We start from the raw sequence: 26,767 nt of genomic DNA, 5'->3' as shown, positions 1-26,767 counted from the left end.
ATAAAAGCACCTGCGTTGATGGGTGTGGTTACTTCAACAGGTTATAAATGTTAAGCCAACTTTATAATCAAAGGCAATAGAAAAGGCGCTCCAACTGGGACGCCTTTTCATTATGACTTAACTGTTTCTTTTTCGAGTGCTTTTCCTAAAAATTTCGCAAGCTCTAACATCCCGTATTTTCCAGCTTTAGCTTCTGCATCGGAATTATAGTTTGTGTTCGTATTTACATCATAGGTGAATGTTTCACCTTGGGCATTCGTAATAAACTCAATACCAGCAACATGAATTTTGTTCTCTCGAAGAAAAGCTTCGTACTTCTTAATAAGCGTGGGATTGACATGATCTATAATTTCAAACATCGGTCTTTCCTCTTGCTCTCCAACCGGACAAAAAGCATCATCGATCCGACAAGCATCTGCTGGGCATAGCTCGAATCCTTCTGATGTATCCACTCGAACAGCATAGATAAATTTGCCACCGACAAACTCTGCTCTCGTAATAAAAGATTCTGGCGATTCAATGTATTCTTGAATCAAGGTGATTCCATCGATAGGTTCTTCAAAATCACTTCCATCAAGATAAGATTTTAACCCTTCAATGGAATAGAACAATTGGACTCCAAGCCCTTTTCCAGCGCGATTATGCTTCGTAATAAAAGGTGCTGTACCGAGTTTTTCTGCAGCTTCTAATATTTGATCACGCCCCACAGCAGCGATGGTTTTAGGTGTTTTAATGTGGCTCGCTTCCAAAGCGGTATATTGTTTCATTTTGCTTAATTCCAATTCTAAGGCATGAGTTCCGTTGAATACCGTTCGATCGTGTTGCTCTAGCCAGGCGAGTAAACCACCAGTTAACTCAGGTGCATAACGATGACCGCGTGTATGCGAAGACGCACTCATTCGGTTATAAAAGACTCCGTCAGGCGGAGTTGATGTTAAGTCAACCACCCCATTTTTCATATGCCAAGCTTCATAGGGAAGATCCAACTCTTCCAATCGTTTCACAAGATACTGTGTCCAGTCGTCATTTTCGTGGATGATATAAATTCTAGACATAGATAAACTCCTTTTTATATAGGGTAATAATGCTTATACATACACATATTATAGATAGATTATTCAAGAACAAGGTTACTGTTCCTATTCGTACAAATCATACCACGGATTAGAAAAAATATAATACTTTCCTGCTCGGAATGCGCATATCTCTTGCATCCAGTTGGTCAATAGTATGTAATAAAAAGGTAGACAAGCATCTAGGTGAGGAGGGAAATTTATGGCGTTCGTCATTACTAGTCCTTGTAAGGATGAAAAAGCAGGAGAATGTATGACTGTTTGTCCTGTTGATTGTATAGCGGAAGGTCCAGATCAATTTTATATAGATCCCGATATTTGTATTGACTGTGGAGCGTGCAAAGCGGTTTGCCCAGTGGATGCGATTGAGGAGGAGTACGATCTATCTCCCGATCAAGAAGTGTATTTAGAGAAAGCGGAAGCGTTCTTTAATCAATAATTATTAGCCCCTTTGTATAGGGGCTTTTTCTATGCAATAATGCTAAACATTTTCTTTTGATAATATACATATATGAACTTTTATATAAGGGGGCCGTATGATGGATTACATAAAGCATTTGCGTTCGATGGTTGGGAATGAACGAGTCATTATGGTAGTGGCAGGAGCCATCGTGTTGGATGAAGATGGAAAGGTCTTAATGCAGCTTCGGGAGGATAACCATTGCTGGGGGTTCCCGGGAGGATATATGGAATTACAGGAAAGTGTCATGGAAACGGCGAGAAGAGAAGTGAAAGAAGAGACAGGTCTAATACTTCGTGACATGTCTTTATTTGGGATTCGTTCTGGTGTGGAAAAAACGTTGAAAAATAGAGATCAAGTTTCACTTGTGGAAATTTGGTTTCAATGTCGCGATTTTGAAGGAAAGCTGGATAGACAAGGTGATGAGACATTAGATAATGCCTTCTTTTCGTTAGATCAATTACCTTCCCCAATTTTTGAAAGTCAGCAGTATCTAATCGAACACATGTGTTCCCCAGATACAGTTCCATTTGTTAAATAGTTTAGCTGAAGTGTTCTTTCTTTAGATTTCTAGGTCTTATGCCATTATAGCAATACAGATAGTTTTTAGTGGAGGAAATGAAACAAGATTATTTTAGGTGATATTTTTAATGTAGAATTATGAAAAATACTTCATTGGAAATATATGAATAAAAATGCACTTTTTGTAGAATGGATAGGAAATTTATATTATAATTGGGAAGGATTGGTTTGAGCAGGATGTATTCCTAATTAAAATCAACGACACTAGCAAACTAGATGAAAGTCTAGGACGCAAAGCCTCGGGTCTAATGCATTTTTAATGCGATGATGGCTGGGTTGCCGAATTGGTTTTTCCCTAAAAGACTCTTTTCTGTCAACATGTAGCGTGTTGTCGGAAAGAGTTTTTTTCTTACACATGGAGATAGGAAGGAGGTATCGAAATAATTAATAAAAAGCGATTGAAGTTTTCGAAAGAATTTAAAATTAGTCTAGGTCTTTTGCTGTTTTTGATCATCAGTGCAGTTATTTTAGTTATTCCATATCATAAAGAATTTGTATCCACAGGTGACATAGTATCAGTTGAAGAATTAGGAATACAAGGAAACGTTCATTTCACTTATGTACAATCAGGTGTAACTGAGAATCTACTAGATAGAATCATTATCAGCGCAACGAACAAGGATGTTAAGTTTATGGATATTCAACCTAAAGACTACGAAATGTACAGCAGTTATTTAGAGAGTACCGAAGTGTATAAATCTGAAACTGTCTCAAATGCCGTTCAGCATACTTTACCACAGCCAGCAAATGAACCTGATGAATTACAGTCTAGAGCAATGGAGATTATGGACCAAGCTGCCGGATATTATGGGGATTCGCTTGGTTTAATGGTCGCCATCGGTTTAATAGAGGAAACACATCATATCGATTATTCTCGAAATAATTCCTTAATTATCTCTGGGACAGGAACTCTTAACGATGACAGGTCAGTTGGAGAGGTAGGAGCTATTCGCCTGAAGCTACTTACAGCTGAACAGAATAGGGTAGACTACTTTTTCTTACCAAGAAATTTAAATAGCAATGATAAATATATTAGTAATCATGAAGCAGCTCTTGAGATTGTTGAGGAAGAGAAGCTTTCACTTGAACTTGTACCAGTTGCAACATTAGATGAAGCAATTGCTTTTTTAGAATTTAATCCGTATTAAAGGAGAGCGTTATAAATGAAACTATCGTCAACCTCAATTGGAAAAGTCCTGAAGGTATTTTTATGGGCTATGATAATATTAAGCGTGATTGGACTGATCTCAACTTACCTTTTTGTATATGAACAGGACTTTTTTCTCGAGCATATGCTAGTCATTGATCGGTTCACAGTGGTATTGCAACTTGGTGTCAACCTAATTTCAATTGTACTTTATTTAATTTGGATATATAAAGTTCACAATGATTTAAATAAACTAGATTTTCAATACCCTATTACATCTGGTGGAGCTTTAGCTCGTATAATGATTCCTTTTTATAATTTTTGGGGATTGTGGAACATTTACTCTGTTATGTCTAAACAGCTAAAAAAGAGAACCCTTACTAACGAATTAGGAAAGCAATTAGGAGTATACTTGCCATTTTACTTTATTTTATTAGTCGGCTCTAGATTTCTTAATGTACTTTTAAATAGCGAGGAATTTGCTGTAGGAACTGGAGGGGAATCTGTTTGGGTGTGGAGTTATGGAGTTGATTTATCTCTAACGATTGCTTACCTATTCATGTTTACTTGTATAACAGAAGCTCTAAATGTAATTATTGGACATAATGAAAAATCTGAGGAAAAGGGTATAGCATAATTCTATTTTCTACGCTTCTACTTTCGGGAGGTAAAACACCTTAAGAATGAATAATTGAGACAAGAAAAAAAGTACACACCTCCAAAATCGTTCTAAAAACGTTTGGGGGTGTTTTATTTACAAAGTTCGGAAAGGACTTGTTAACATCAACACGATAACACTTAATTTGACAGGACTTTATACCTATATTAAAATATATCTTGAATTCAAGATAATATAAAGAAGCAAAAGGAGGGGTTGGCTTTGAAAATCAAAGGTATCCACCACGTCTCGGCCATTACAGCTAAGGCAAAAGAAAATTATAACTTTTATACAAAAGATTTAGGAATGAGATTGGTCAAAAAATCAGTGAATCAGGATGATACGAGTATGTATCATTTATTCTATGCAGATGAAATAGGGAATCCAGGTACGGATCTAACCTTTTTTGAAATAAAACGAGCGGGGCATACGTATGAAGGAAACAATAGTATTTCTGCCACGTCCCTACGTGTAGCGAATGACGATGTTCTTTCCTATTGGCAAAATAGATTAGATGAACTACAGATTGATCACGATGGAATGAAAAAGCAGTTTGGTAGAAAAGTAATCCCGTTTCGTGACCACGAAGGACAACGTTTAGTCCTCGTATCCGATGAAACGAATCAAGGGGTACCAGGCGGAAACCCTTGGGTGAAAAGTTCAATCCCACGGGATAAAGGAATTCTAGGTTTAGGACCTGTGAAGCTAACGGTTCCAGAAGCGGAAAAGACCGTATCTGTCTTAAAAGATCTCCTTGGTTTTCGGGAGGTTGGAGCGTATTCATCTCCAGTTGAAGGACAAAAGGATATTCTCGTACTTCAAACGGGTGAAGGGGGAACAGGGGCAGAAATACATGTAGAGGAGCGAACTGATTTACCGCCTGAACGCCCAGGTCGCGGCAGCGTTCATCACGTCGCTTTACGCGTAGAAGACAAATTGGAATTAGAAGAGTGGGTAAAGAAAGTCAAGGAACGCCGTATGCCGAACTCTGGCTTAGTCGATCGATACTATTTCCAATCCCTTTACTTTAGAGATCCAAACGGTATCTTGATTGAACTCGCAACAGATGGACCAGGCTTTGCAACGGATGAGGATCCAGAGCATTTAGGAGAATCTGTTGCCTTACCTCCCTTTTTAGAGGAACAAAGAAAGGAAATAGAAGCGGAATTAGAGTCATTAGATACGAAGATATAGAAAATGCAAGCTAAGTTCCGAAAGAGGAACAGTTAAAATAAGACTAAATCACTAAGATTTGGTCTTATTTTTATACTACAGCTGTTTCTACATAGTTAAATGGATAGCTGTAAGATGTCATCTTTCCGGGATAAGAATAAAGATGAATCCCATACTAACAATAACAAATTGTTTAGGAGGGACACCATGTCTGGAAACTTACATAATAAAGTAGCAATCGTCACTGGAGCGGGTTCAGGAATAGGGAAAGCAGCCGCTATCCAACTTGCAAAAGCAGGTGCACATGTTGGATTAGTTGATTTAAAGGAAGAACAAGCGGAGAAGGCAAAACAGGAAATCGAAGCAGCAGGTGGTCAAGCCATCATCACCGATACAGATGTTTCCGATCCAAAGCGTGTAGAGGAAAGCGTTCAAGAAGTCATTGAAAAATGGGGACGCTTGGACATCGTGTTTGCCAACGCGGGGATTAACGGTAAGGTTGCCCCCATTGAAGACCTTGAACCGGAGGATTGGGATCAGACGTTAACGACAAATTTAAAGAGTACTTTCATGACGGTTAAATATGCGATTCCACACTTGAAGAAGCAAGGAGGAAGCGTCATTATTACTAGCTCTATAAATGGAAATCGAACTTTTTCAGGCTTTGGAATGTCCGCCTATAGCTCCTCTAAAGCGGGCCAGATGGCGTTTGGGAAAATGGCGGCCCTGGAGCTGGCTAAATACCATATACGTGTTAACATCATTTGCCCTGGAGCCATTCAAACGAATATCGGAAAAAATACGTTCCCAGAGAAGAAAGCGTTAGAAAAAATAAAAATCCCTGTAGAGTATCCAGAGGGAAATCAGCCGTTAGAGCACCATGCTGGACAGCCAGAGCAAGTGGCAGAGCTTGTTCAGTTCCTTGCCTCCGATGCATCTAGTCATATTACGGGTACAGAAATATTTATCGATGGAGCAGAATCCCTGCTTTAAAGTAAATTAGAGTTAGTGTCCATTTTATAATGGCATACTAACTCTTTTCCTTTATTAAACGTTAATTTTACATTATGTCCATTTTAAACAGAGATTTGTAAGCCGCGCTATGAATTTCACCGATTAGAAATGTTAGTATTACCCCGATTATTGACAGTTTGTAAAGATAATGTGACAGATTTGTGAACAAAATCTCGCATAGGCAATTGACAAAGTGTTATGATAATTTAAAATACTAATTATGATTCAGTCAAACTGTTAAATGGAGAAGCTTGGGGGGATTAAATGAAAAAGAACTTCAAACTGACGGTAGAAGAAGTACTATCTCGTAAACATTTTCAAAATGCAAAAGTAGTTGCAGGGAAAAAAGGACTTCGCGGATATGTCAGCTGGGTCCACATTATGGAAGTCACCGAAATTGGACATTTGTTAAATGGAAATGAACTCGTACTTTCAACGGGAGTAGGCTGGAGAGAAAAGCAATCTAGTCTTTCCTTTTTGAAGCAACTGATTGACCGTAATGCCGCAGGATTATGTGTGGAGGTTGGGTTATATATATCCGAATTTCCAGTCCATATGATTGAATTAGCGGATAAGCACAATTTTCCTCTTATTGTATTTGAAAAGCCCGTTCGTTACATTGACATCACACAAGATATAAATACACTTTTTATGGAAACCCAATACAAAATGCTCCTCAATCTAGAATCGGTTTCCAATCAACTAAATCATCTTCTGTTATCAACAGATGGATTCAAACGAATCTTGCGTTTACTTCACCAATATTTAAATGTTCAAGTTGCTTACAACCCGGTTGAAGGGGATCTTGAATTTTACCCACCTATTAACAAGGCTAAGGAACAACGCCTTTTACATCTTGTCCATTCAGCAGAGCCATATAGTGTCATTAACTCTGCTTCACGAAGTGCATCCAAACCAATAAAAGCGCTAGGGCATAAATTTGCCGATCTCATTATTATTTCCGAACAGGACCTTACTGAATTCGATAGTTTAGTACTAGATAGAGCTGCAACTGCACTATCTCAAGACCAACTCCGATTGTTATATGTAGAAGAAAAACGGAAATATCAGGAGAATCATTGGGTGTTAAAGTGGATGAATGGAGAGCATTCCTTACAAGATATTGAGGATCATTTACTCGCCGTTGATCCGAATTTAAAGCCGAATGGATGTACGGTATGTATTTGTGAAATCAACTTTGAGCAGGAAGAACCAGACCTCACCTATTACTCCATGATCTTCCGTACTATCTTTGAACAACATGGTTATTTCTCCCTCGTCTCATATGATCGAAATCATCTCATGTTTTCTCTAGTCAATAAACGAAAAAAAGAAGATTGGAAGAGAAGACTGATTCAAGCACTAGACCAAATTGGTCAGACCGATTTACTAAAAAAACAAGCAGCCTCCAAAACGTCTTTTGGGATTGGCAAGCTGTTCAGCCTAGATAAGCTACATGTAAGTTTTGACATGGCGAAAGAAACGCTACAGGTTCAGAAGAAAACAAAAGCGTTTAAAAAGTATTTTTATGACGATTTGTATGTGTACAGACTTATCTCCCACTTGAACCGGCAAAATCATCTTCAAGAATATGTGGAGGACTATCTAGGGCCTATTATAGAATTTGATCAACGAAAAAACAGTCAGATGCTAGAAACGTTAAAAGTGTTTTTAGAAGTAAGTGGATCAAAAAAAGATGCAGCCGATCGTCTATATATTGTAAGACAAACATTATATCACCGAATTGAAAAGTTAAAGGAACTATTAGGGGACGACTTTATGGAATCTGAGAAGCGAATTGCGATCGAGTTAGCAGTCTATGCCTATACGTATCTGTATGGACAAAAAGAAGAGGTTATACAAATTCCATAATTAGTAAACCATTGTGGGGATATGAGCATAGTTAACATCATGTCCAATCAATTATTTGAATTTTTGAACAAATAGGAAAATGTAACCGCTTTCTAAATGCGATACACTTAGATGGAATTAAGCCATTATTTTGTACGGATTTCAAGAAAAGGGGGGCTTAGAATGGTGAAAAACCTTTCTATGCAACATGCTCAAGAATTAGCGGAATTGGATAAGAAGTATTATTTACACCCAACAACAGCTCCGAAAGCCCATGCGGAACAAGGGCCAAAGATTATGTTTGAAAAAGGAAATGGAGTCCACGTTACCGACGTATATGGAGATACGTATATAGACGGTGTGTCCATGCTCTGGAACGTTAACCTTGGACATGGGCAAAAGGAATTGGCAGAAGTAGCCAAGGAACAAATGGAAACACTTGCTTATAGCTCTTCATTTATTAGCTATTCAAATGAGCCAGCAGTGAGACTATCGGAAAAACTAGTTTCTTTAGCTCCTGGTGAGCTAAATTCTGTTTTCTACACATCCGGTGGTTCTGAATCTAACGACACAGCATTTAAATTGGCTCGTTTCTATTGGGAGCTGAGAGGAGAACCAAAGAAACGAAAAATTATTGCACTAGAGAACGCGTATCATGGTGTAACGATTGCAGCTCAAACGGCTACCTCTATTCCGAATTTTCACACGTTCTCCAGTTCAAAAATCGAAGAGGTTTTCCATGCCAAAGCTCACTTAACGAACTGTGAAAAGGGAGATAAGAGCGACCCGAATTACGAAGGATGTATTCGTGATATCGTGGAAAAAGAAGGCGCCGATACAATTGCGGCGATCATCATGGAGCCAGTTCAAGGATCTGGTGGTGTATTTATTCCGCCAGCCGAATACTTGCAAGCCGTTCGGGACCTATGTGATGAGTTCGGCATTCTGTTCATTGCGGATGAGGTTATATGTGGCTTCGGCCGAACAGGTCAAATGTTTGGTGTGGAAAATTGGGATGTTGTGCCAGACTTTCTCTGTTTCGCAAAAGGAGTAACTAGTGGATATTCCCAATTAGGCGGGGTTCTCATCCATCAAAAAGTCCGTGATGAACTTGTGCGATTTGAAGGAGTATTAAGTCACGGATTTACGTATAGTGGACACCCAACAGCCTGTGCAGTTGGTTTGAAAAATATTGAAATTATAGAACGTGACAATATAGTCGCTCATTCCAAACTAATGGAAACAGAGTTAAAAGCTGGTTACGAGTATCTGCAAAATAAGCATGGTATTGTCACAAAAACGAGAGCAATCGGATTATTATCTGCATTCGAACTATTCCAAGACCCAGAGGCAGAAATTCCGTTTGATGTTTCCGTAATGGCTGCGGCAAAAGTCGGAGAAGAGTGCTTCAAACGGAAATTACTAATTCGCCCAATTCGAGTGGCGGAAGGAAAGAATATTATTGCCGTTGCACCTCCCCTAGTAATTAATAAGCAAGAAATAGAGACGGTCATTTCCATTATTGATGAGTCTATTACGGCCTTCAAAAAAACCGTTTAAAACTCGTATATGGGGGTGGGAGAGATGACACATGCAGAACAAGCAGATGTTGTGATTACGAGTAATGCTATTTTTACAGGGCTTGAAAAAGAACCATTTTCCGGGTCCATCGCAATAAAAGATAACAAGATTATCTATGTCGGAGAACAAGACCGTGCAGCCAACTTGATTGGTGCTGAGACCAAGCATTTCACCTATCAAGATCAATTAGTGATGGCAGGGTTCAATGATTTTCACATCCACCTGTTCCTCGGAAGTTTATCTGAAGACAGTGTGTCTCTCTTTGAAGCGAAATCCGAAGTAGAAGCGGCTAAACTTGTAAAACGATTTGCGGATCAACATCCGGAGCGGGAATGGATTTTTGGCTTTCGTTGGTACCATGTGTATTGGGACAAAAAGGAGCTTCCACATCGGTCTACATTAGATCAGCTCATCCCAGATCGTCCGGTATTTCTTTTTAATGATGAGTGTCACGGGGCGTGGGTGAACACGAAGGCGCTAGAGGTGCTCGGTATTGATGAAAAGACCCCGGATCCACCTTTTGGAGAAATCGTAAGAGATAAATTGGGAAAGCCTACAGGATTCTTATATGAAACAGCGATGACCTATGCCCAAAAGGCGTTTGATCAGATTCCATTTGAGGATAAGGTCAAGTTATTGAAAAATTTTCAAAAAGAAGCAGCGCGTTTAGGGGTTACTTCTATCAGTGATATGCTTCCTTTACCTGGTCTGCAGCTAGGAGACCTAGAAGTATATGATTATTTGGATAAAAGAAAAGAGCTTTCCGTTCGCATTCATTTTTTGACCGAGCTAAATGGAGAGCTTTCTTATCCGATGAAGCTTCGAGATCAGTATCAATCGGACACCTTAAAGTTTTCTGGACTAAAGCAATTTTTAGACGGTGTTCCTACGACATATACGGCGTTTATGCTGGAACCTTATAGCGACCGAGAAGATACGACAGGCGATACGCTCATCCCTGTCGATTATGTAAAACGTTGGATTATGGAAGCTGATGACCAAGGTTTTCGAATCAGACTGCATGCCTGTGGAGATGGTGCTGTTCGATTAGGGTTAGATAGTTTTGAAGAGGCACAGAAACGAAATGGAAAAAGAGATTCCCGTCATACGATTGAACATATCGAAGTGATTGCAGAGGAAGATGTGAAGAGGTTTGGAGAGCTAGGCATCATTGCTTCCATGCAACCGGAGCATATGGCTGCTTCTGAGTTTTTTGAAGACAATGTGTACCGCAAACGTCTCGGACGAGAGCGTGAAAAGTGGACATGGCCGATGAAATCCCTATTGCAATCGAACGCCCAACTAGCGTTTGGGACCGATTTTCCGGTAGTGAGCCTAGAACCGATGACTGAGATTTACCGGGCGGTTACAAGGAAACACGATGATGGGTACCCACAACAAGGCTGGAATCCGGAACAAAAGCTCACACTTTATGAGGCGCTTAGGGCCTATACGATTGGTGCAGCATTTGGAACATTTCGGGAGAAAGAGCTCGGTACATTAGAGGTAGGAAAACTAGCAGATGTGATTGTACTAGACCAAAATCTGTTTGCAATTGATCCAGAACAGATTCGAGAGGTTCAAACAGTATTGACGATTATGGATGGGAAAGTAATGTATCAAAAAGGGTGTTAACACATCGTGTAAGATTCATCCTATCTAGTCCATGATATTTCTTCGTTCTGTAAAGAAGGACGTTGTATTGTTCGAAAATCTAACTCGAACATTTAACCATTTGTCTAATGAATTAGTTTTATAGGAAGGGTATGATGAATGTTATAATTCAAACATTTTGAAAATTTAAATAATAAAAGAGATGAAACCATACAATAAAAGCTTTGGAGGGGTGTTATTTGTCTGCTAATTACATGGTGCAATTGCAAAATATAACGAAGAAATTTGGTCAACACACAGCAGTAGATGATTTAAATTTATCCGTTAAACAAGGAGAGTTTTTAACTCTGTTAGGTCCATCAGGTTGTGGGAAAACGACGACTTTACGTATGATTGCTGGCTTTGAAAAGCCATCTGAGGGAGAGGTCTGGATTGGAGAAAAGCAAGTCGCGAAGGTCGAGCCGTATAACAGGGAAGTAAATACGGTATTTCAAAGCTATTCTTTATTCCCACACATGACGGTTTTTGACAACGTTGCATTTGGGCTAAAAATGAAAAAAGTAAACAAAGCAGCAATTACAGAAAGAGTAAATAAAGTTCTAGATCTTGTGCAGTTAAAAAGCTATAGTGATCGAAAACCGAAACAGCTAAGCGGTGGACAACAACAACGGATAGCCATCGCCCGCGCTATCGTCAATAATCCAAAAGTTCTTTTACTCGATGAGCCGTTAGGGGCGCTCGACTTAAAACTTAGGAAACAAATGCAGCTTGAATTGAAGCATTTGCAACAGACGCTAGGAATTACGTTTATCTATGTCACTCACGACCAAGAGGAAGCACTGACGATGTCAGACCGAATTGTCGTAATGAATGCTGGGAAAATCGAACAGATGGGATCACCGGAGGAAATCTATGAAAAGCCAGCAACTAGATTCGTAGCCGACTTTATTGGAGAGACGAACATTTTCGAAGGTACGGTAACTGCAGTGCGAGACGATAAAGCTTATTTAACTATTAGTGGAAATGAAATTATGATTTCGAATCAGCAACATTTAACCGTCGATGAAAAAGTATATATGTCGGTTCGCCCTGAAAAGGCAAAAGTGACAATAGAAGCTCCGGATGGGCAATGTATGATTGATGGAACCATTCAAGAGAAAATTTATGTTGGTTCCTTAACGAAAGTAATTGTTCGATTGTCAAATGAACAAGAAATCGTTGTCCATCAAGAAGACCATCATCTGCACGACGATTCACTTGCTGCCGACAGAGCGATTAAGATTACTTGGAAGCCAGAGCATGCTGTAATTTTTAAAGGATGATCTTTATACGGAAAGGGGTGGTCGAAAGCGTAATGATGGGAAGTGGACAAACAGAAAAGCATCAAGGGTTTACTAATAAAGGGGAAAGATATCTCATTTAGGGGGCGAAAGATGAAACATTTACTAAGAATGTTGTTGGCTGTGGTTTTTGTGTTGAGTTTAGTTGCTTGTAATAGCTCAGAAGCAGATGGTGGATCAGCCGAGGGCGGCGAGTCAGGAAGTGAATTAGCAGAAGAGCTTTACCTATTCAACTGGGGTGAATATATGCCTCAGGAAGTACTAGATTCGTTTGAAGAAGAATTTGGTGTAAAAGTTGTCTATTCTACCTATACGTCAAACCAAGAAATGCTGACTAAATTGAACAGTGGAACTGTAAACTATGACATCGTAGTTCCGACCGACTATATTGTAAAACGGATGATTGAAGAAGATCAGTTACTGGAGATAGATATGGAAAACATTCCGAACTTCAAAAATATTCAAGAGGTTTTCCATGAAAGAGACTACGATCCAGATAATAAATTCTCTGTGCCTTATTTATATGGAAGTACAGGAATTGCCTACAACACGACTAAAGTAGAAGGTACACCTACTTATGCCGATCTTTGGGATGAAAAATATGCGGGACACGTGACGGTCCAAAATAGTTCGCGTGAAGCTTTCAGTATGTCCCTTCAGAAGCTTGGATATAGCATGAATGATTTATCGGAAAGTAAAATTCAAGAAGCAAAAGAGGAATTGTCCAAACTTCACCCTAATCTTTTAGTCTATGATGAATCTCCAGCAGCTCAATTAACTAGTGGAGAAGCATGGATTTCTCATACGTATTCGGGAGAAGCGGCTATTGCAATGGAAGAAAATCCTGATATTTCTTACCTCCTTCCTGAAGAAGGTGGAGAGCTTTGGATGGATAACTTAGTTATTCCAAAGACATCGAAAAACAAATATACGGCCGAGGTATTTATTAACTATTTGCTTGAAGGGGAAATTAGTAAACAACTTTCGGACGCATTCCCATACAGTAATCCAAACCAAGCAGCGCTTGATTTAATGTCAGAGGAAGAAAGATCGAATCCGGCTTCCTATCCTCCACAAGAGCAGATTGCAAACGCAGAATGGTTTGAAGATGTACCGCAAGATACGATGGAAATGATTAACCAAGCGTTTAATGAATTAAAGATTGAGTAGGTAGAAATGAAGAATAAAAGAGGATCTCTTTAAGTGTGTGTGTTCAAAAAGGACGATGAAAAGGACCAAGAAGTTCGAGGCAGCTCAGCTTTGATGACAAGCTCGTTGCTTCGGAAGCATGATCACCGTACGCAGAAAAAGTACTTTCCTTTTTCAAGGACCGGACTTGCACAGGATGTGCTGACTTCTCTAGTTGTGCACAAATGTTTTCGGTGGGACGAGTAACCGCAGTCCCAGGACGTGCACGACTTTAGCAGAAAATCCACTATTCCTTTTAGATAGTGAGCAAGGCCACTTCTGCGAAGTAACTTCCTTGCTGCCTTGCACCGAGGAATTTTACTTCCTTGTAATTCCTAGAAGACGCAGGTGCATCGGTTTTTGAAAAGCAAGCTAACGAAGAAAATCGCCGTGTCCTTTTTACCGGACTATTTGAACAACTTCTTTAAGGTTCTCTTTTATTCTCTACAGAACGTTGTGAAAAAGCGAAGTCAAAGGCTGGTGTGAAATGAGACCAAGAACAAAGAAAATCCTATCTATATACACAGTCCTAATCTTTATGTTTTTCTACATCCCAATTGCTATTTTAATGGCATTCTCATTTAATGATTCGAAAGTAGGAACAGTTTGGACTGGGTTTACCGTTGATTGGTATGTAAGTCTATTTTCCAATGAACAGATTTTAACGGCCGCCTATAACAGCTTGCTTATTGCTGTAGTGACAACTATTATTGCAACCATATGCGGAACGCTAGCAGCACTAGCCTTTCATCGCTATAGCTTTCCTGGAAAAAAAGCATTGGACTTTTTATTCTACATTCCGGTCGTCATTCCAGATATTGTTGTAGCGGTAGCTTTATTAGCCTTATATGGTTGGCTACAAGTAACGCTAGGACTGTCTACAGTATTACCAGGTCATGTTGCCATCACCATTTCTTACGTTATGCTCGTTGTCTTAGCGAGACTTGCTGGATTAGATAACCAATTAGAAGAAGCGGCTAAGGATTTAGGAGCAAACGAGTGGCATACGTTTTGGAAGGTTACCTTCCCACTTATCTCACCGGGGATTTTGGCAGGTGCATTGCTCGCATTCACCATTTCCTTAGATGAGTTTGTTATCACCTATTTTACCAGCGGACCGAGTGCGAACACGTTGCCAGTACTCGTTTACTCGATGGTTCGAATGGGTGTATCCCCAGAAATCAATGCCCTCTCAACCATTCTAGTACTCTTAATCATCATCACGGTAATGGTTGTTGGAAAGAGAATGCATATTGGAAACAGGGAGGGGTGAAGTCGTGATTAAAAATATCAAACTAGCTTACGGAATGCTATCACCAAGCTTAATCTGGTTATTAATTTTTCTAGTAGTACCTATCGGGATGATTACGGTAATTAGCTTTACGACAAATGAAGGATACGGTGGAATTCTTTATGAATTTAGTCTAGAGGCTTATAAAACGACCTTCAGTTCGATGTATGTAAAAGTTATTTGGAACTCCATTGTTTGGTCGTTAGGAGCAACGCTTATCTGCTTATTGTTGGCGTATCCATTTGCTTATTTTATCGCACATGCTGGCAAATGGAAAAACATGCTGTTATTACTCGTTATGATCCCGTTCTGGACCAATTTACTCGTTCGTTTATACGCATGGATTATTCTTTTAAATAATGAAGGCGTTATCAATGCCCTTTTAATGAAGCTAGGAATTATTTCAGAACCGATAACGATGTTATATACACCGTTTGCCATTATCGTAGGGCTCGTTTATGGCTTTTTACCATTTATGATTCTTCCAATCTATTCATCCATTGAACAGTTGGATAAAAGCTATTTAGAAGCAGCAGAAGATTTAGGGGCGAACCCGATAAAAACGTTTTTAACGGTCACGTTGCCATTGACTTTCCCTGGAGTTTTGGCAGGATTCATCATTACATTCGTACCTGCCTTAAGTGTTTTTGTCGTAACCGATTTAATGACGGGTTCTAAGCTGCTAATGGTTGGGAACGTCATTCGGGATGCATTCGTCGTTGGTATGAACTGGCAGCTAGGATCTGCGTTATCGATTTTGTTAATGATACTTGTTTTAATATCTGTTTTCGTCTTTTTACGATTTACATCGTCTAAGGATAAGAATTTACTTATGTAGAGAAAGAGTAGGAAGATTATTAGTTAGCACTAGAGGAGTGGAACAATGGACAATGTGTCATTATGGGAAGCGACTTCAAATACAAGAAGTAAACATCCTTCATTAGAAGGAGATCAGCATTGTGATGTCGTTATCATCGGTGGTGGGTATTCCGGATTAGCGACGTCTTACTTTTTACAACAAAAAGGCGTCCGAACTATTATTTTGGAGAAAAATTTGGTAGGTAGTGGTGCGAGTGGGCGAAATGGAGGAGAAGTACTAACCGGTTTTATTGGGTCAGCTAGCTCTTTGATAAAGAAAAAGGGCTTAGAAAATGCCAAAAGAATGTTTCAAATGTCATTAGACTCTATCGATCTTATTGAAAATATTATTGAGTTAAACGGAATGGATTGTTCTTTTAAACGAAATGGAAGCTTATTAGCAGCCTACAAGCCAGAACACGTTGAAGGCTTTAAAAAAGAGCAAGAAGTATTGGAGAAAGAGTTTGATTATCGAGTAGAGGTCGTAAAACCTGAGGAAATCCAATCAGAGCTAAAAACGACTTTCTATCACGGGGGACGTGTAGATCCAAGTAGTGCACACTTTCACCCATTAAATTATGCGTTAGGATTAGCGGATGCAGTAGTCAAACATGGTGGAACCATCTATGAGAATTCCAATGCAATCCGTGTTGAACGAGAAAATAACAAAGTCATTGTTCATACAGATAAAGGTCGTGTATTTGCCAAAGAAATTGTTATCGTGACAAATGCATACTCCGGTGATTTAAATAAGACAATCAAGCGGACCATTATACCAATCGAGAGTATTATGGTTGCTACTGAGCCACTCCCACCGGAAATGTTGGAGGAGCTTATTAAGCATGATAGGGCGGTTTCGGATACGAAGCATTTACTCTATTACTTCCGTCGAACCGCGGATAACCGAGTAGCGTTTGGTGGATCAGGTCGATCATCTAGTAAACGAGATCAAAAACAATTATTCAACCGGTTGGCTGAAGGCATGGTAAACGTATTCCCGGACTTAAAGGATGCAAAGGTGGAATACCAATGGGGAGGGAAAGTTGGATTTACAAAAGAAAAACTCCCATATGTCGGGCAGCTAAAAGATGGCACATACTTTGCCTTTGGCTATGCGGGGCATGGTGCGGCAATGTCGACGTATATGGGTAAAGTTATTGCAGAAAAAATTACGTCAGAAGAACAGGAATCAAACCCATTGGAAGTGAATAGAGTCATGCCGATCCCGTTCCACAGTCAGCATGAAAAAGCTGTTAGCTTAATGAAATATTATTACAAGTATAAAGATAGATCTTCTTAAGAACAAAAGCGCGGGGTACATTAGAAAGCGGAGAGGGCCCGTGTAGCTGGACTGCAGCTGGACGTGGCAGTTCCATAGGTGCTCGAAGTTATAACTTGCTAGACTAATAAAAATGAAAGCGGGAAGTCAAGAGAATTATTAAATAAAAGAAAACGAGAGAAGGGTCTACTTTTATGAAAAAACTGGCCTTATCAGGTACAGCAAAAGAAATTGGATACGAGCATGGAAGTAAAGGAAAAAAGGAAGTCATACACAGTTTAGAAACCTATGAAAAGCTTTTTCACGGATATAAACAAATTGATTGGCAACAAGCTCGGGAATACGCCCTTGAGCATGTCGATTCGATAGAGAAGTATGACTACGATCTGGTGGAAGAAATGCAAGGAGTGGCCGAAGGTGCCGGTGTGGATTTCGAAGACATTTTAGCCTTAAATGCTAGAAGTGAAATTGCTTTAGCTGGCTACAAAGGATCTTCCTTTTCAGATGGGTGTACGGCAATGGCTCTATACCCTCCTATCCATCGGGACACGATTATCGCACAGAATTGGGATTGGAAAGGACGTCAAACAGATAGCTTGCTTGCTCTATCCATCCAGCAACAAAATAAGCCAGATATTCAAATGATTACAGAAGGTGGAATGATTGGAAAGATAGGTTGGAATTCTTCCGGTGTGGGTGTTTGCTTTAATGCCCTTTTAACAGATAAAAAGTCCAATGAGGTTCCCATTCATTTAGGACTTAGAGGTGTCCTAGACTCCTATTCCTTAACGGAAGCCATTTCGAAAATAAAAGCAGGACAAATGGCATCAGCAGCCAGCTTCCTGATCGGTGCGGATGAGGGTGAACCCGACAAGGGAATGGCCGTCAATTTTGAAGTATCTCCTTTTGGAATCTATGAAGTAGGAACACAAATGGGAAGACTTGTTCATAGCAATCACCTCCTTTCCAATGAATTGAAGAAACACTTAAAAGATATGAACGAATTTCGTTTTGATGATTCCATGATACGAAAGAAGAGAGCAGAGCAATTGATCGACTTATCTCTTCAATCTGGAGAAGACATTACAGAAGATACGTTTAAAACTTGGCTTTCTGACACGTTCAATAAGCCAAACTCCATTAATCACTATAAAAACGAGCTTGCACCAGAGCATAGACAAATGGAAACGGTATTTTCTATCATTATGAATTTATCGAAAAAGAATATGTATGTATGTGTTGGGAAACCAGCGGAAGGAACCTTTGAAAAGATTACGTTTGAGTCCTAATAATCGGGAGGGGTTACCATGCTTTATATAAACGGCGAATGGCGTCCAGCTAATTCTGGAAAAACGATGGAAGTGATCAACCCTGCGACAGGGGAGAAAATAGCCGATGTTGCTTCGGCGGGAAAAGGGGAAACGCAAGAAGCAATTGAAGCGGCTAACGCTGCATTCTCCATTTGGCGAAAAAGAACGGCACAAGAAAGAAGTGCGTATTTAGAAAGAATAGCAGATAAGCTTCAAGAAAAGAAAGAAGAGCTTGCTAGAACGATTACGACAGAAATGGGAAAACCACTAGGCGAAGCACGCAGAGAAGTGGACTCTTCTGCTGCTTATGTGAAGTGGTTTGCGGAGGAAGCGAAACGTGTATATGGTGAAACCATTCCAGCTAATCAATCCGACAAACACTTAATGATTCTAAGACAGCCTATCGGAGTAGCGGCAGCTATTACACCGTGGAACTTTCCGTTATCCATGATTGCAAGAAAAATAGCCCCAGCAATCGCAGCAGGTTGTACGGTCGTGATTAAACCGGCCCCCGCAACCCCATTATCTGCGATGAAAATGTTTGAATGCTTTGATGAAGCAGACCTTCCAAAAGGGGTTGCCAATCTAATCATCGGACCAGCGGAAGAGGTTGGACCAGTCTTAACAGGTAGTCCAATTGTAAGGAAAATTACGTTTACTGGATCAACAGCAGTTGGAAAGCTTTTATTAAAACAATCAGCGGATACTGTGAAAAAGGTTTCCATGGAGCTAGGAGGTCATGCACCGTTTATCGTATTTGAAGATGCTGACCTGGAAGCTGCAGCAAAAGGCGCAATCGCAACGAAGTTTGTGAACAACGGGCAAACGTGTATTTGTACGAACCGTATTTACGTCCATGAGTCGATTAAAGAGGAATTTGGCAAGATTCTAGCGGAAAAAGCTCGTGGACTAAAGGTCGGAAATGGTCTGGAAGATGGAGTGAATGTAGGACCATTAATCAACCAAGCGTCTTATGAAAAAGTACAGCGACATGTCCAAGATGCTGTGGCTAAGAATGGTCAAGTGCTCTGTGGCGGGAATCCTTATGAAGAAGACGGACTAGGCGGTTATTTCTTTGAACCCACCGTTATTACCAACGCTACAGAGGATATGCAAATCGCGACAGAAGAAACCTTTGGACCAGTTGCACCAATCTTTAGCTTTAAAGAGGAAGCAGAAGTTATTGAAAAAGCGAACAACACACCATATGGGCTAGCTGCCTATTTTTATACAAGCGATTTAAGCAGAGGCTTACGTGTAATGGCGGAGCTGGATTATGGGATTGTAGGATTAAATGATCCTGCACCTGTTACTCCACAAGGACCGTTTGGTGGTTATAAAGAAAGTGGAATCGGGAGAGAAGGTGGAAAGTCGGGCATTCTCGAGTATTTAGAAGAAAAATACATTTCGATTCACATGATTTAATAACCAGAGGAGGGTTATTATGCTGGAAAAAGAGAGGAATACCTTGTCCGAACATGACCTCTCTAAGTTTGAACATCAAATCGTCGTCCGAAACATGACCTTTGATGATATTGACGAGTTGTTAGCACTTGCAAGGTTAGGGTTTGGACCTGACATTGCATTTAGTAGGGAGCATTTTGAAAGTCATTTGCGTATTTTTCCAGAAGGTCAAGTGTGCATTGAGTTTGATGGCAAAATCGTTGGATCGTGCTCCAGTTTAATCATTAATTTTGATGAATATCCGGAAGAGCATACGATGAAACAAATTTCTGGGAACAATTTTATTACAAATCATAATCCAAATGGAAAGAATTTATATGGCATTGATGTCGTTGTTCATCCCGAATATCGGCATATGAAAATCGGAAGAAGATTGTATCAAGCCAGAAGAGATATTTGTAAAAAGTTCAACTTAAAAAGTATTCTCTTCGGTGGGAGAATTCCGAATTATCATAAGTACGCTGATAAAAGGACACCAGAGGAATATGCGGAGCAGGTCATTAGCCGAAAAATTTATGACCCTGTCTTAACGTTCCAAACGATGAATGGATTTAAACTGAGGAGAATCTTACCGAATTATCTCCCGCCTGATAAGGACTCGTTAGGATATGCCACTTTAATGGAGTGGGCTAATGTGGACTACCAGCCAGATGTGGCGGAAGACTTTCGTTATAAGCGATCCAAACCAGTGCGTATTTCTTCTGTACAATACATGCTTCGGGAAATCCAATCTTTCGAAGACTTTAAATCGCAATGTGAGTATTTCGTGGACTCCAGCTCTAAAATCAGATCTGACTTCGTTGTCTTTCCAGAAAACTTCACCTTGCAGCTTCTTTCTTTGCATGAGGAAAAAGTACCGAGTAAACAAGTATGGAAGCTGACACGATATACGCCTGCTTTCGTCGAGTTGTTTTCCGATTTAGCGATTCGCTATAGCATTAACATTGTGGCTGGTACCCATTTCACAGAGAGGGATGGCTCCGTTTATAGTGTATCCTATCTCTTTCATCGAAATGGAGCGATTGATAAACAATATAAGCTCCATATTACGAAGGACGAAAAGAAATGGTGGGGCACCCAGCCGGGGAAATCCTTAAATGTGTTTAATACCGATTGTGGCAAGGTTGCTATTTTAATCGGATATGATATTCAGTTTGCCGAGTTGTCACGGTTAGCTGTCGATCAAGGAGCCCAAATCTTATTTACGCCATATTCAGCGGAAGACCAGCAAGGATACTTACGTGTTCGATATTGTGCACAAGCGAGAGCGATCGAGCATCAAGTGTACACGGTATTAGCTGGAACGGTTGGTCATTTACCGAAGGTGTATCATCTGAATAGGCAGTACGGGGTATCCGCTATTTTTTCTCCGTCTGATTTTAGCTTCCCGAACAAGGGCATCATAGCCGAAAGTGGTGTGAACGTTGAGGAAGTCACCGTCGGAGAAGTTGATATTGAAATGCTTCAACGCAATCGAATGGTTGGTACAGTAACTCAGCTTATCGATCGTCGAAACGATATTTACCGAACCGAAAAAGTAGAGGCGATTAAGCAGCCATTAGAATTATAGACAAAGAAAGCCAATCGTTTGTATTGTAACTGACGATTGGCTTTTATATTAGCTTGAGACGTCTAGAATCCTTTTATTTCAAGGGGTTTCAGCGAATTGCTCAATCCGTAAAACGGAATATTTCTTTGTTTAACCTTATGTCTAATGCAAGCCATTCTAGCTCTGACTATACTGAAGATAATAAATTGGAAAATTAAAAATATTAGGAGGGGAACTATGTCGGACACCAAACAAGAGACAGTCGTATTACAAAACTATGTCCATGCCAAGTGGGTGGATGCAAACACCGATCAATACCAGGAAGTGCCGAACCCGGCAACAGGTGAAACGATTGCCCGTGTACCGATTTCATCGTTTAGTGATGTCGATCATGCGGTTGAAATAGCAAAGGAAGCATTTAAGTTCTGGAGTAAGACCCCTGTACCAAAACGAGCAAGAGTCCTTTTTCGATATCAACAGCTTTTATTGGACCACCATGAAGAACTAGCAGAGCTTGTTACGAGGGAGAATGGAAAAAGCTATAAGGAAGCGTACGGAGAGGTTCAACGGGGGATTGAATGTGTGGAATTTGCCGCCGGTGCTCCAACCTTAATGATGGGGGATAACTTATCAACGATTGCAACCGATATAGATTCGCAAATGTTTCGTTACCCATTAGGCGTTGTTGGAGGGATATCTCCTTTTAACTTCCCGATGATGGTCCCGTGTTGGATGTTTCCGTTAGCTATTGCTTGTGGAAACACCTTTATTTTAAAACCTTCTGAAAGAACGCCTTTATTGGCCAATAGACTCGCGGAGCTGTTTACAGAAGCTGGATTACCCGCAGGTGTTTTTAACATTGTGCATGGAGCTCACGATGTTGTAAATGGACTCCTGACTCATGAACATATAAAAGCTATTTCTTTTGTTGGTTCAGAGCCTGTTGCGAAATACGTATATCAAGAAGCGGCTGCTAATGGCAAACGTGTTCAAGCACTTGCTGGTGCGAAGAATCACCATATCGTGATGCCAGATGCGATAGAGGAGGTCGCGATACAAAACATTATTAGCTCTTCCTTCGGTAGCGCAGGACAGCGTTGTATGGCATGTAGTGCCGTTGTTGTAGTGGGAGATGGTGATGATTTCGTTGAAAAACTAGTAGACGAAGTCAATCAAATCAAAATGGGAAATGGATTTGACGAAGGGGTCCTTCTTACACCAGTTATTCGAGAAGAAAACTGTTCCAATGCACTTCGCTATATAGAGCTCGGTTTAAAGGAAGGAGCAAAACTTATTCGAGATGGGCGCAAGGATAAAGAAGACCATCCTGATGGTTATTTTCTCGGAGCTACTATCTTTGATCAAGTTCAGCCACATATGGCCATTGCGAAGGATGAGATTTTTGCACCTGTATTAAGTATTTTACGAGCGGATTCCTTAGAGGAAGCTTTAGACATCGTTAATCAATCTAAGTTTGGAAATTCTGCAACTCTCTACTCACAGGATGCGAAAGCAGTTCGTACGTTCCGTGAAGAAGCGGAGCCAGGAATGCTCGGAGTAAACGTTGGGGTGCCTGCACCGATGGCATTCTTCCCTTTCTCTGGTGCAAAAAGCTCGTTTTTTGGAGATTTACATGCTAACGGAAAAGATGGCGTAGAGTTCTACACTCGTAAAAAAATGATTACATCTCGTTTTTAAGTCTGTTCAAGAGGAGTGAATAGGTGGTCGTGAAAAGCTCAGTAGATACGTGGAAAACAAAAGATGAAAAGTATGTATGGCATGGGATGCGCCCCTTTAGCCCAAGTGCCACAATGATCGTGTCAGAAGGAAATGGTGCTTGGATTACTGATCATGAGGGCAATCGTTACTTAGATGGAATGTCGGGCCTTTGGAGTGTGAATGTCGGGTATGGGAGAAAAGAATTAGCAGAAGCTGCCTATCAGCAGTTAAGCAAACTACCGTACTATCCGTTAACTCATAGTCATGAACCAGCCATCGCTTTAGGGGAAAAATTAAACGAATGGCTCGGTGGGGATTACGTCATTTTCTTCTCCAACAGTGGATCTGAAGCGAATGAAACAGCTTTTAAGATTGCTAGGCAGTACCACCGACAAAAGGGAAACCATGATAAGTATAAATTCATTTCCAGATACAGGTCTTACCATGGAAATACGCTGGGAGCTTTAGCGGCTACCGGACAGGCGATTCGAAAATATAAATATGAGCCTTTAGGGCAAGGCTTTTTACATGTGGCACCACCAGATTGTTACAGAAGTACTGTGGATTCAGATGGAAACTGCTGCACGCATAGTGCTAGTGAGATTGATCGCGTCATGACATGGGAGCTAGATGAAACGATAGCTGGAGTCATCATGGAGCCAATCATCACAGGTGGGGGAGTACTCGTTCCACATGATCATTATTTACAAGAAGTACGGAAAATTTGTGATGAGCATAACGCGCTTCTCATTATCGACGAAGTAATTTGTGGCTTCGGACGAACAGGGAAAAGGTTTGGGTTTATGCATGCTGGAATTAAGCCGGATATTATCACGATGGCGAAAGGAATTACGAGCTCCTATATGCCATTATCCGCAACAGCTGTAAGAAAAGAGGTTTTTGAAGCGTTTAAAGGGACAGAGGAGTATGACCACTTTAGACATGTAAACACATTTGGTGGGAGTCCAGCAGCTTGCGCCGTTGCTTTGAAAAACATGGAGATTATGGAACGAGAGCAGCTCGTGGAACGCTCTGCTGTTTTAGGAGAGCACCTATTACGGGAGGTTCAGCCATTACTTGAGCATCCTCATGTAGGGGACATCCGCGGAAAAGGATTGTTGCTAGGAATTGAGCTTGTAGAAGATAAGCAATCAAAAGAGCCTGCTCATCCAGATAAGTTAAATAAAGTCATTTCCGCTTGTAAACAAAAAGGCTTAATCATAGGAAAAAATGGCGACACCGTAAAAGGTCACAATAACATCTTAACCTTAAGTCCGCCGTTATCTATAACAGAAGAAGATTTAAGCCTTTTAATAGAAACATTGAAGGAATCTATTTTTTCACTTTAAGAATAGATTCGAGGAGGATTAGGATGAAGATCGGAATTCCAAAGGAAGTAAAAAACAATGAAAACAGAGTAGCTATTACCCCAGCTGGAGTCCATGCTCTAAAAGCGGCGGGCCATGAAGTTTATGTTCAAACAGCAGCAGGTGATGCCTCCGGCTTTACAGATGAGGAATACAAACAAGCAGGTGCCGTCATTGCTGAGACTGCAAAAGACGTTTGGTCACTAGAGATGGTGATGAAGGTAAAAGAGCCACTACCAGAGGAATATGGCTATTTTCATGAAGGACTCATCTTATTCACCTATTTACATCTAGCTGCAGAACCTGGCTTAACACAAGCATTAGTGGACTCTAAGGTCGTTGGGATTGCCTATGAAACGATCCAAGATGCGAATGGAGGTTTGCCACTCCTTACCCCGATGAGTGAGGTAGCCGGTAGAATGGCCTCCCAAATAGGGGCGCAATTTTTGGAAAAAACAAAGGGCGGCGTAGGAATACTACTCGGTGGGATTCCCGGAGTGAAAAGAGGAAAAGTAACGATTATCGGTGGTGGAGTCGTTGGGACGAATGCAGCTAAAATTGCGATAGGTCTTGGGGCGGATGTTACGATCATCGATCTTAGTCCAACGAGATTACGAGAATTAGATAATATTTTTGGCAATCAAGTTCATACCGTGATGTCAAATCCTTTGAACATTGCGGAAGCAGTGAAGGAATCTGATTTAGTCATCGGGGCTGTTCTCATTCCTGGGACGAAGGCGCCTAAGCTTGTAACCGAGGAAATGGTGCAGTCGATGAAGAACGGTTCTGTTATTACAGATGTTGCCATTGACCAAGGTGGTATTTTTGAAACAACGGTTCGGATTACCACACACGATGATCCAACCTACGTGAAGCATGGGGTCGTTCATTACGCGGTAGCCAACATGCCAGGAGCAGTTCCAAGAACGTCTACCATTGGCTTAACGAATGTTACCGTTCCGTATGCGGTGAAGATTGCCAACAAAGGATATGTTCAAGCAAGCCAAGACAACGCCGCTATTTTAAAAGGAATCAACACACTAGGAGGATATGTAACTTATCAAGCAGTTGCAGAAGCTCACCAACTCCCTTATAAAGAAGCGAGCAGTTTATTTTAAACTACGATCCCTTGTTTAGTGACAAGGGATTTCCTATGCAGAAAAGTTGTTAGCGCATACACCTTCATGGCATACTTGTATTATATTAGACAAGGCTGGTGAGTAAATAGTGAATTATCGTCAACTAGGAAGTACTGGTATAAAAGTAAGTGAGGTAAGCTTCGGCACATGGGCAATTGGTGGCTCTTGGGGCTCCTCCAGTGATGAAGAAGCTCTAAAAGGATTACAGAAAGCCATGGATGCTGGAGTGAACTTTTTTGATACAGCCGATGTATATGGTGATGGCCATGCGGAAGAGCTCCTTGCCAAAGCGACGAAAGGAAAAGAAAACGAGATTTACATAGCATCTAAGTTTTGTCGTGCTGGAGATATTCATGATCCCAAAACATATAGCAAGGAATCCGTCGAAGCGTATTTAGACGCTACGCTTAAACGATTAGAGAGAGATACATTAGACCTCTACCAAATTCACTGTCCACCAATGGAAATTCTGCAAGATGGAAGCGTGTTTCACGTATTAGATGAATTGAAACATGCTGGGAAAATTCGTCATTACGGAGTTAGTGTAGAAACAGTGGAGGAAGGATTATTTTGCTTAGAAAATCCAGGTGTAAGTACGTTACAAGTTATCTTTAATATCTTCCGCCAAAAACCAATCGAAAAGCTATTTCCACAAGCCCAAGAAAAAGGGGTAGGGATTTTAGCTCGTGTACCTTTAGCAAGTGGGCTGCTTACAGGAAAATTCTCAGAGAACCATCAATTTGAATCCGATGATCATCGTAACTTTAATAAAGATGGAGATGCCTTTAATGTCGGTGAAACCTTTGCTGGGGTGGAGTTTAACAAAGGGGTGGAACTCGCACAACAGCTAGAATGGATCGCAGAAGATAGAGGGAATATGACTCGTGCTGCACTAAAATGGATTTTGGAGCATGACGCTATTTCTTGTGTGATTCCAGGCTTTAAAACCGTAGCACAAGTAGAAGATAATTTAGAAACATTGAATACAAAAGGCTACTCGGAAGAAGAGTTAAATCAATTAGAAGCGTTTTATAAAGAAAGCATTCACCCACATATCAGAGGGGTTTATTAAAGAGGAGCTTCCCGATAAGGGGAGCTTTTTCTGTTAAG

The 26,767-nt window shown here is 40.5% G+C and carries 22 protein-coding genes and 1 riboswitch; of the genes, 21 read left to right on the top strand and 1 reads right to left on the bottom strand.

Going from position 1 to position 26,767, the window contains the following annotated elements:
• Positions 1-110: 110 nt before the first annotated feature.
• Entirely contained in the window at positions 111-1,055 is a 945-nt protein-coding gene (locus KO561_RS18285; protein ID WP_231094749.1) for an ATP-grasp domain-containing protein, read from the bottom strand.
• Positions 1,056-1,275: 220 nt separating this feature from the next.
• Between KO561_RS18285 and KO561_RS18280 the strand changes: the two genes are divergently transcribed.
• The 21 genes from KO561_RS18280 (at position 1,276) to KO561_RS18180 (ending at position 26,729) form a co-directional block, all read left to right on the top strand.
• Positions 1,276-1,512 (top strand): ferredoxin family protein, encoded by a 237-nt coding sequence (locus KO561_RS18280; RefSeq protein ID WP_231094748.1) that lies wholly within the window; start codon positions 1,276-1,278, stop codon positions 1,510-1,512.
• Between the two features lie 100 nt (positions 1,513-1,612).
• On the top strand, positions 1,613-2,074 hold the full coding sequence (locus KO561_RS18275) for an NUDIX hydrolase (RefSeq protein WP_231094747.1): 462 nt from the start codon (positions 1,613-1,615) through the stop codon (positions 2,072-2,074).
• A gap of 237 nt (positions 2,075-2,311) precedes the next feature.
• Positions 2,312-2,399: riboswitch (cyclic di-GMP riboswitch) on the top strand.
• Positions 2,400-2,561: 162 nt separating this feature from the next.
• A complete protein-coding gene (locus KO561_RS18270) occupies positions 2,562-3,263 on the top strand; it encodes a hypothetical protein (protein ID WP_231094746.1) in 702 nt (233 codons plus the stop codon).
• Positions 3,264-3,278: 15 nt separating this feature from the next.
• Entirely contained in the window at positions 3,279-3,899 is a 621-nt protein-coding gene (locus KO561_RS18265) for a hypothetical protein (protein WP_231094745.1), read from the top strand.
• Positions 3,900-4,142: 243 nt separating this feature from the next.
• Positions 4,143-5,114: a ring-cleaving dioxygenase gene (locus KO561_RS18260; RefSeq protein ID WP_231094744.1), complete on the top strand. Its 972-nt coding sequence runs from the start codon at positions 4,143-4,145 to the stop codon at positions 5,112-5,114.
• 186 nt (positions 5,115-5,300) lie between these two features.
• Positions 5,301-6,086 carry an SDR family oxidoreductase gene (locus tag KO561_RS18255; protein ID WP_231094743.1) on the top strand — a complete coding sequence of 262 codons (786 nt, stop codon included), beginning with the start codon at positions 5,301-5,303 and terminating at the stop codon, positions 6,084-6,086.
• 285 nt (positions 6,087-6,371) lie between these two features.
• Positions 6,372-7,979, top strand: a complete 1,608-nt coding sequence (locus KO561_RS18250; RefSeq protein WP_231094742.1) for a PucR family transcriptional regulator — start codon at positions 6,372-6,374, stop codon at positions 7,977-7,979.
• 162 nt (positions 7,980-8,141) lie between these two features.
• On the top strand, positions 8,142-9,518 hold the full coding sequence (locus tag KO561_RS18245; protein WP_231094741.1) for an aminotransferase family protein: 1,377 nt from the start codon (positions 8,142-8,144) through the stop codon (positions 9,516-9,518).
• 24 nt (positions 9,519-9,542) lie between these two features.
• Positions 9,543-11,174 carry an amidohydrolase gene (locus KO561_RS18240; protein WP_231094740.1) on the top strand — a complete coding sequence of 544 codons (1,632 nt, stop codon included), beginning with the start codon at positions 9,543-9,545 and terminating at the stop codon, positions 11,172-11,174.
• 233 nt (positions 11,175-11,407) lie between these two features.
• Positions 11,408-12,475, top strand: coding sequence for an ABC transporter ATP-binding protein (locus KO561_RS18235; protein ID WP_231097253.1), 1,068 nt, complete (start codon positions 11,408-11,410; stop codon positions 12,473-12,475).
• 111 nt (positions 12,476-12,586) lie between these two features.
• Entirely contained in the window at positions 12,587-13,663 is a 1,077-nt protein-coding gene (locus KO561_RS18230; RefSeq protein ID WP_231094739.1) for an ABC transporter substrate-binding protein, read from the top strand.
• 505 nt (positions 13,664-14,168) lie between these two features.
• On the top strand, positions 14,169-14,954 hold the full coding sequence (locus KO561_RS18225; protein WP_231094738.1) for an ABC transporter permease: 786 nt from the start codon (positions 14,169-14,171) through the stop codon (positions 14,952-14,954).
• 4 nt (positions 14,955-14,958) lie between these two features.
• A complete protein-coding gene (locus KO561_RS18220) occupies positions 14,959-15,810 on the top strand; it encodes an ABC transporter permease (protein WP_231094737.1) in 852 nt (283 codons plus the stop codon).
• A 45-nt stretch (positions 15,811-15,855) separates the two neighbouring features.
• Positions 15,856-17,130 carry an NAD(P)/FAD-dependent oxidoreductase gene (locus KO561_RS18215; RefSeq protein WP_231094736.1) on the top strand — a complete coding sequence of 425 codons (1,275 nt, stop codon included), beginning with the start codon at positions 15,856-15,858 and terminating at the stop codon, positions 17,128-17,130.
• Positions 17,131-17,303: 173 nt separating this feature from the next.
• On the top strand, positions 17,304-18,398 hold the full coding sequence (locus KO561_RS18210; protein WP_231094735.1) for a C45 family autoproteolytic acyltransferase/hydrolase: 1,095 nt from the start codon (positions 17,304-17,306) through the stop codon (positions 18,396-18,398).
• A gap of 18 nt (positions 18,399-18,416) precedes the next feature.
• Positions 18,417-19,844 carry an NAD-dependent succinate-semialdehyde dehydrogenase gene (locus KO561_RS18205; RefSeq protein ID WP_269140677.1) on the top strand — a complete coding sequence of 476 codons (1,428 nt, stop codon included), beginning with the start codon at positions 18,417-18,419 and terminating at the stop codon, positions 19,842-19,844.
• Positions 19,845-19,863: 19 nt separating this feature from the next.
• Positions 19,864-21,453, top strand: a complete 1,590-nt coding sequence (locus KO561_RS18200) for a GNAT family N-acetyltransferase (RefSeq protein WP_408004827.1) — start codon at positions 19,864-19,866, stop codon at positions 21,451-21,453.
• Between the two features lie 216 nt (positions 21,454-21,669).
• The gene (locus tag KO561_RS18195) at positions 21,670-23,130 is read left to right on the top strand and encodes a CoA-acylating methylmalonate-semialdehyde dehydrogenase (RefSeq protein ID WP_231094734.1); all 1,461 of its coding nucleotides are present in this window, start codon (positions 21,670-21,672) and stop codon (positions 23,128-23,130) included.
• 23 nt (positions 23,131-23,153) lie between these two features.
• Positions 23,154-24,500, top strand: coding sequence for an aspartate aminotransferase family protein (locus tag KO561_RS18190; RefSeq protein WP_269140676.1), 1,347 nt, complete (start codon positions 23,154-23,156; stop codon positions 24,498-24,500).
• Positions 24,501-24,523: 23 nt separating this feature from the next.
• A complete protein-coding gene (gene ald, locus KO561_RS18185) occupies positions 24,524-25,636 on the top strand; it encodes an alanine dehydrogenase (protein WP_231094733.1) in 1,113 nt (370 codons plus the stop codon).
• Between the two features lie 109 nt (positions 25,637-25,745).
• Complete coding sequence (locus KO561_RS18180; protein ID WP_231094732.1) at positions 25,746-26,729, top strand: aldo/keto reductase; 984 nt, start codon at positions 25,746-25,748, stop codon at positions 26,727-26,729.
• The last annotated feature ends 38 nt before the right edge of the window (positions 26,730-26,767 follow it).

Source organism: Radiobacillus kanasensis (genome assembly GCF_021049245.1).
GTDB lineage: Bacteria > Bacillota > Bacilli > Bacillales > Amphibacillaceae > Radiobacillus > Radiobacillus kanasensis.
The sequence above is the reverse complement of the archived record's forward strand: the minus strand, read 5'-3'. Positions and strand labels throughout refer to the sequence as shown.

Excerpts from the sequence above, each read along its gene's own strand:
- KO561_RS18240 (WP_231094740.1), top strand. The coding sequence starts at position 9,543 with ATGACACATGCAGAACAAGCAGATGTTGTGATTACGAGTAATGCTATT.
- KO561_RS18210 (WP_231094735.1), top strand. The coding sequence starts at position 17,304 with ATGAAAAAACTGGCCTTATCAGGTACAGCAAAAGAAATTGGATACGAG.
- KO561_RS18285 (WP_231094749.1), bottom strand. The coding sequence starts at position 1,055 with ATGTCTAGAATTTATATCATCCACGAAAATGACGACTGGACACAGTAT.
- KO561_RS18215 (WP_231094736.1), top strand. The coding sequence starts at position 15,856 with ATGGACAATGTGTCATTATGGGAAGCGACTTCAAATACAAGAAGTAAA.
- KO561_RS18255 (WP_231094743.1), top strand. The coding sequence starts at position 5,301 with ATGTCTGGAAACTTACATAATAAAGTAGCAATCGTCACTGGAGCGGGT.
- KO561_RS18245 (WP_231094741.1), top strand. The coding sequence starts at position 8,142 with ATGGTGAAAAACCTTTCTATGCAACATGCTCAAGAATTAGCGGAATTG.
- KO561_RS18205 (WP_269140677.1), top strand. The coding sequence starts at position 18,417 with ATGCTTTATATAAACGGCGAATGGCGTCCAGCTAATTCTGGAAAAACG.
- KO561_RS18275 (WP_231094747.1), top strand. The coding sequence starts at position 1,613 with ATGGATTACATAAAGCATTTGCGTTCGATGGTTGGGAATGAACGAGTC.
- KO561_RS18250 (WP_231094742.1), top strand. The coding sequence starts at position 6,372 with ATGAAAAAGAACTTCAAACTGACGGTAGAAGAAGTACTATCTCGTAAA.
- KO561_RS18265 (WP_231094745.1), top strand. The coding sequence starts at position 3,279 with ATGAAACTATCGTCAACCTCAATTGGAAAAGTCCTGAAGGTATTTTTA.
- KO561_RS18225 (WP_231094738.1), top strand. The coding sequence starts at position 14,169 with ATGAGACCAAGAACAAAGAAAATCCTATCTATATACACAGTCCTAATC.
- KO561_RS18230 (WP_231094739.1), top strand. The coding sequence starts at position 12,587 with ATGAAACATTTACTAAGAATGTTGTTGGCTGTGGTTTTTGTGTTGAGT.
- KO561_RS18235 (WP_231097253.1), top strand. The coding sequence starts at position 11,408 with ATGGTGCAATTGCAAAATATAACGAAGAAATTTGGTCAACACACAGCA.
- KO561_RS18195 (WP_231094734.1), top strand. The coding sequence starts at position 21,670 with ATGTCGGACACCAAACAAGAGACAGTCGTATTACAAAACTATGTCCAT.
- ald (WP_231094733.1), top strand. The coding sequence starts at position 24,524 with ATGAAGATCGGAATTCCAAAGGAAGTAAAAAACAATGAAAACAGAGTA.
- KO561_RS18280 (WP_231094748.1), top strand. The coding sequence starts at position 1,276 with ATGGCGTTCGTCATTACTAGTCCTTGTAAGGATGAAAAAGCAGGAGAA.
- KO561_RS18200 (WP_408004827.1), top strand. The coding sequence starts at position 19,864 with ATGCTGGAAAAAGAGAGGAATACCTTGTCCGAACATGACCTCTCTAAG.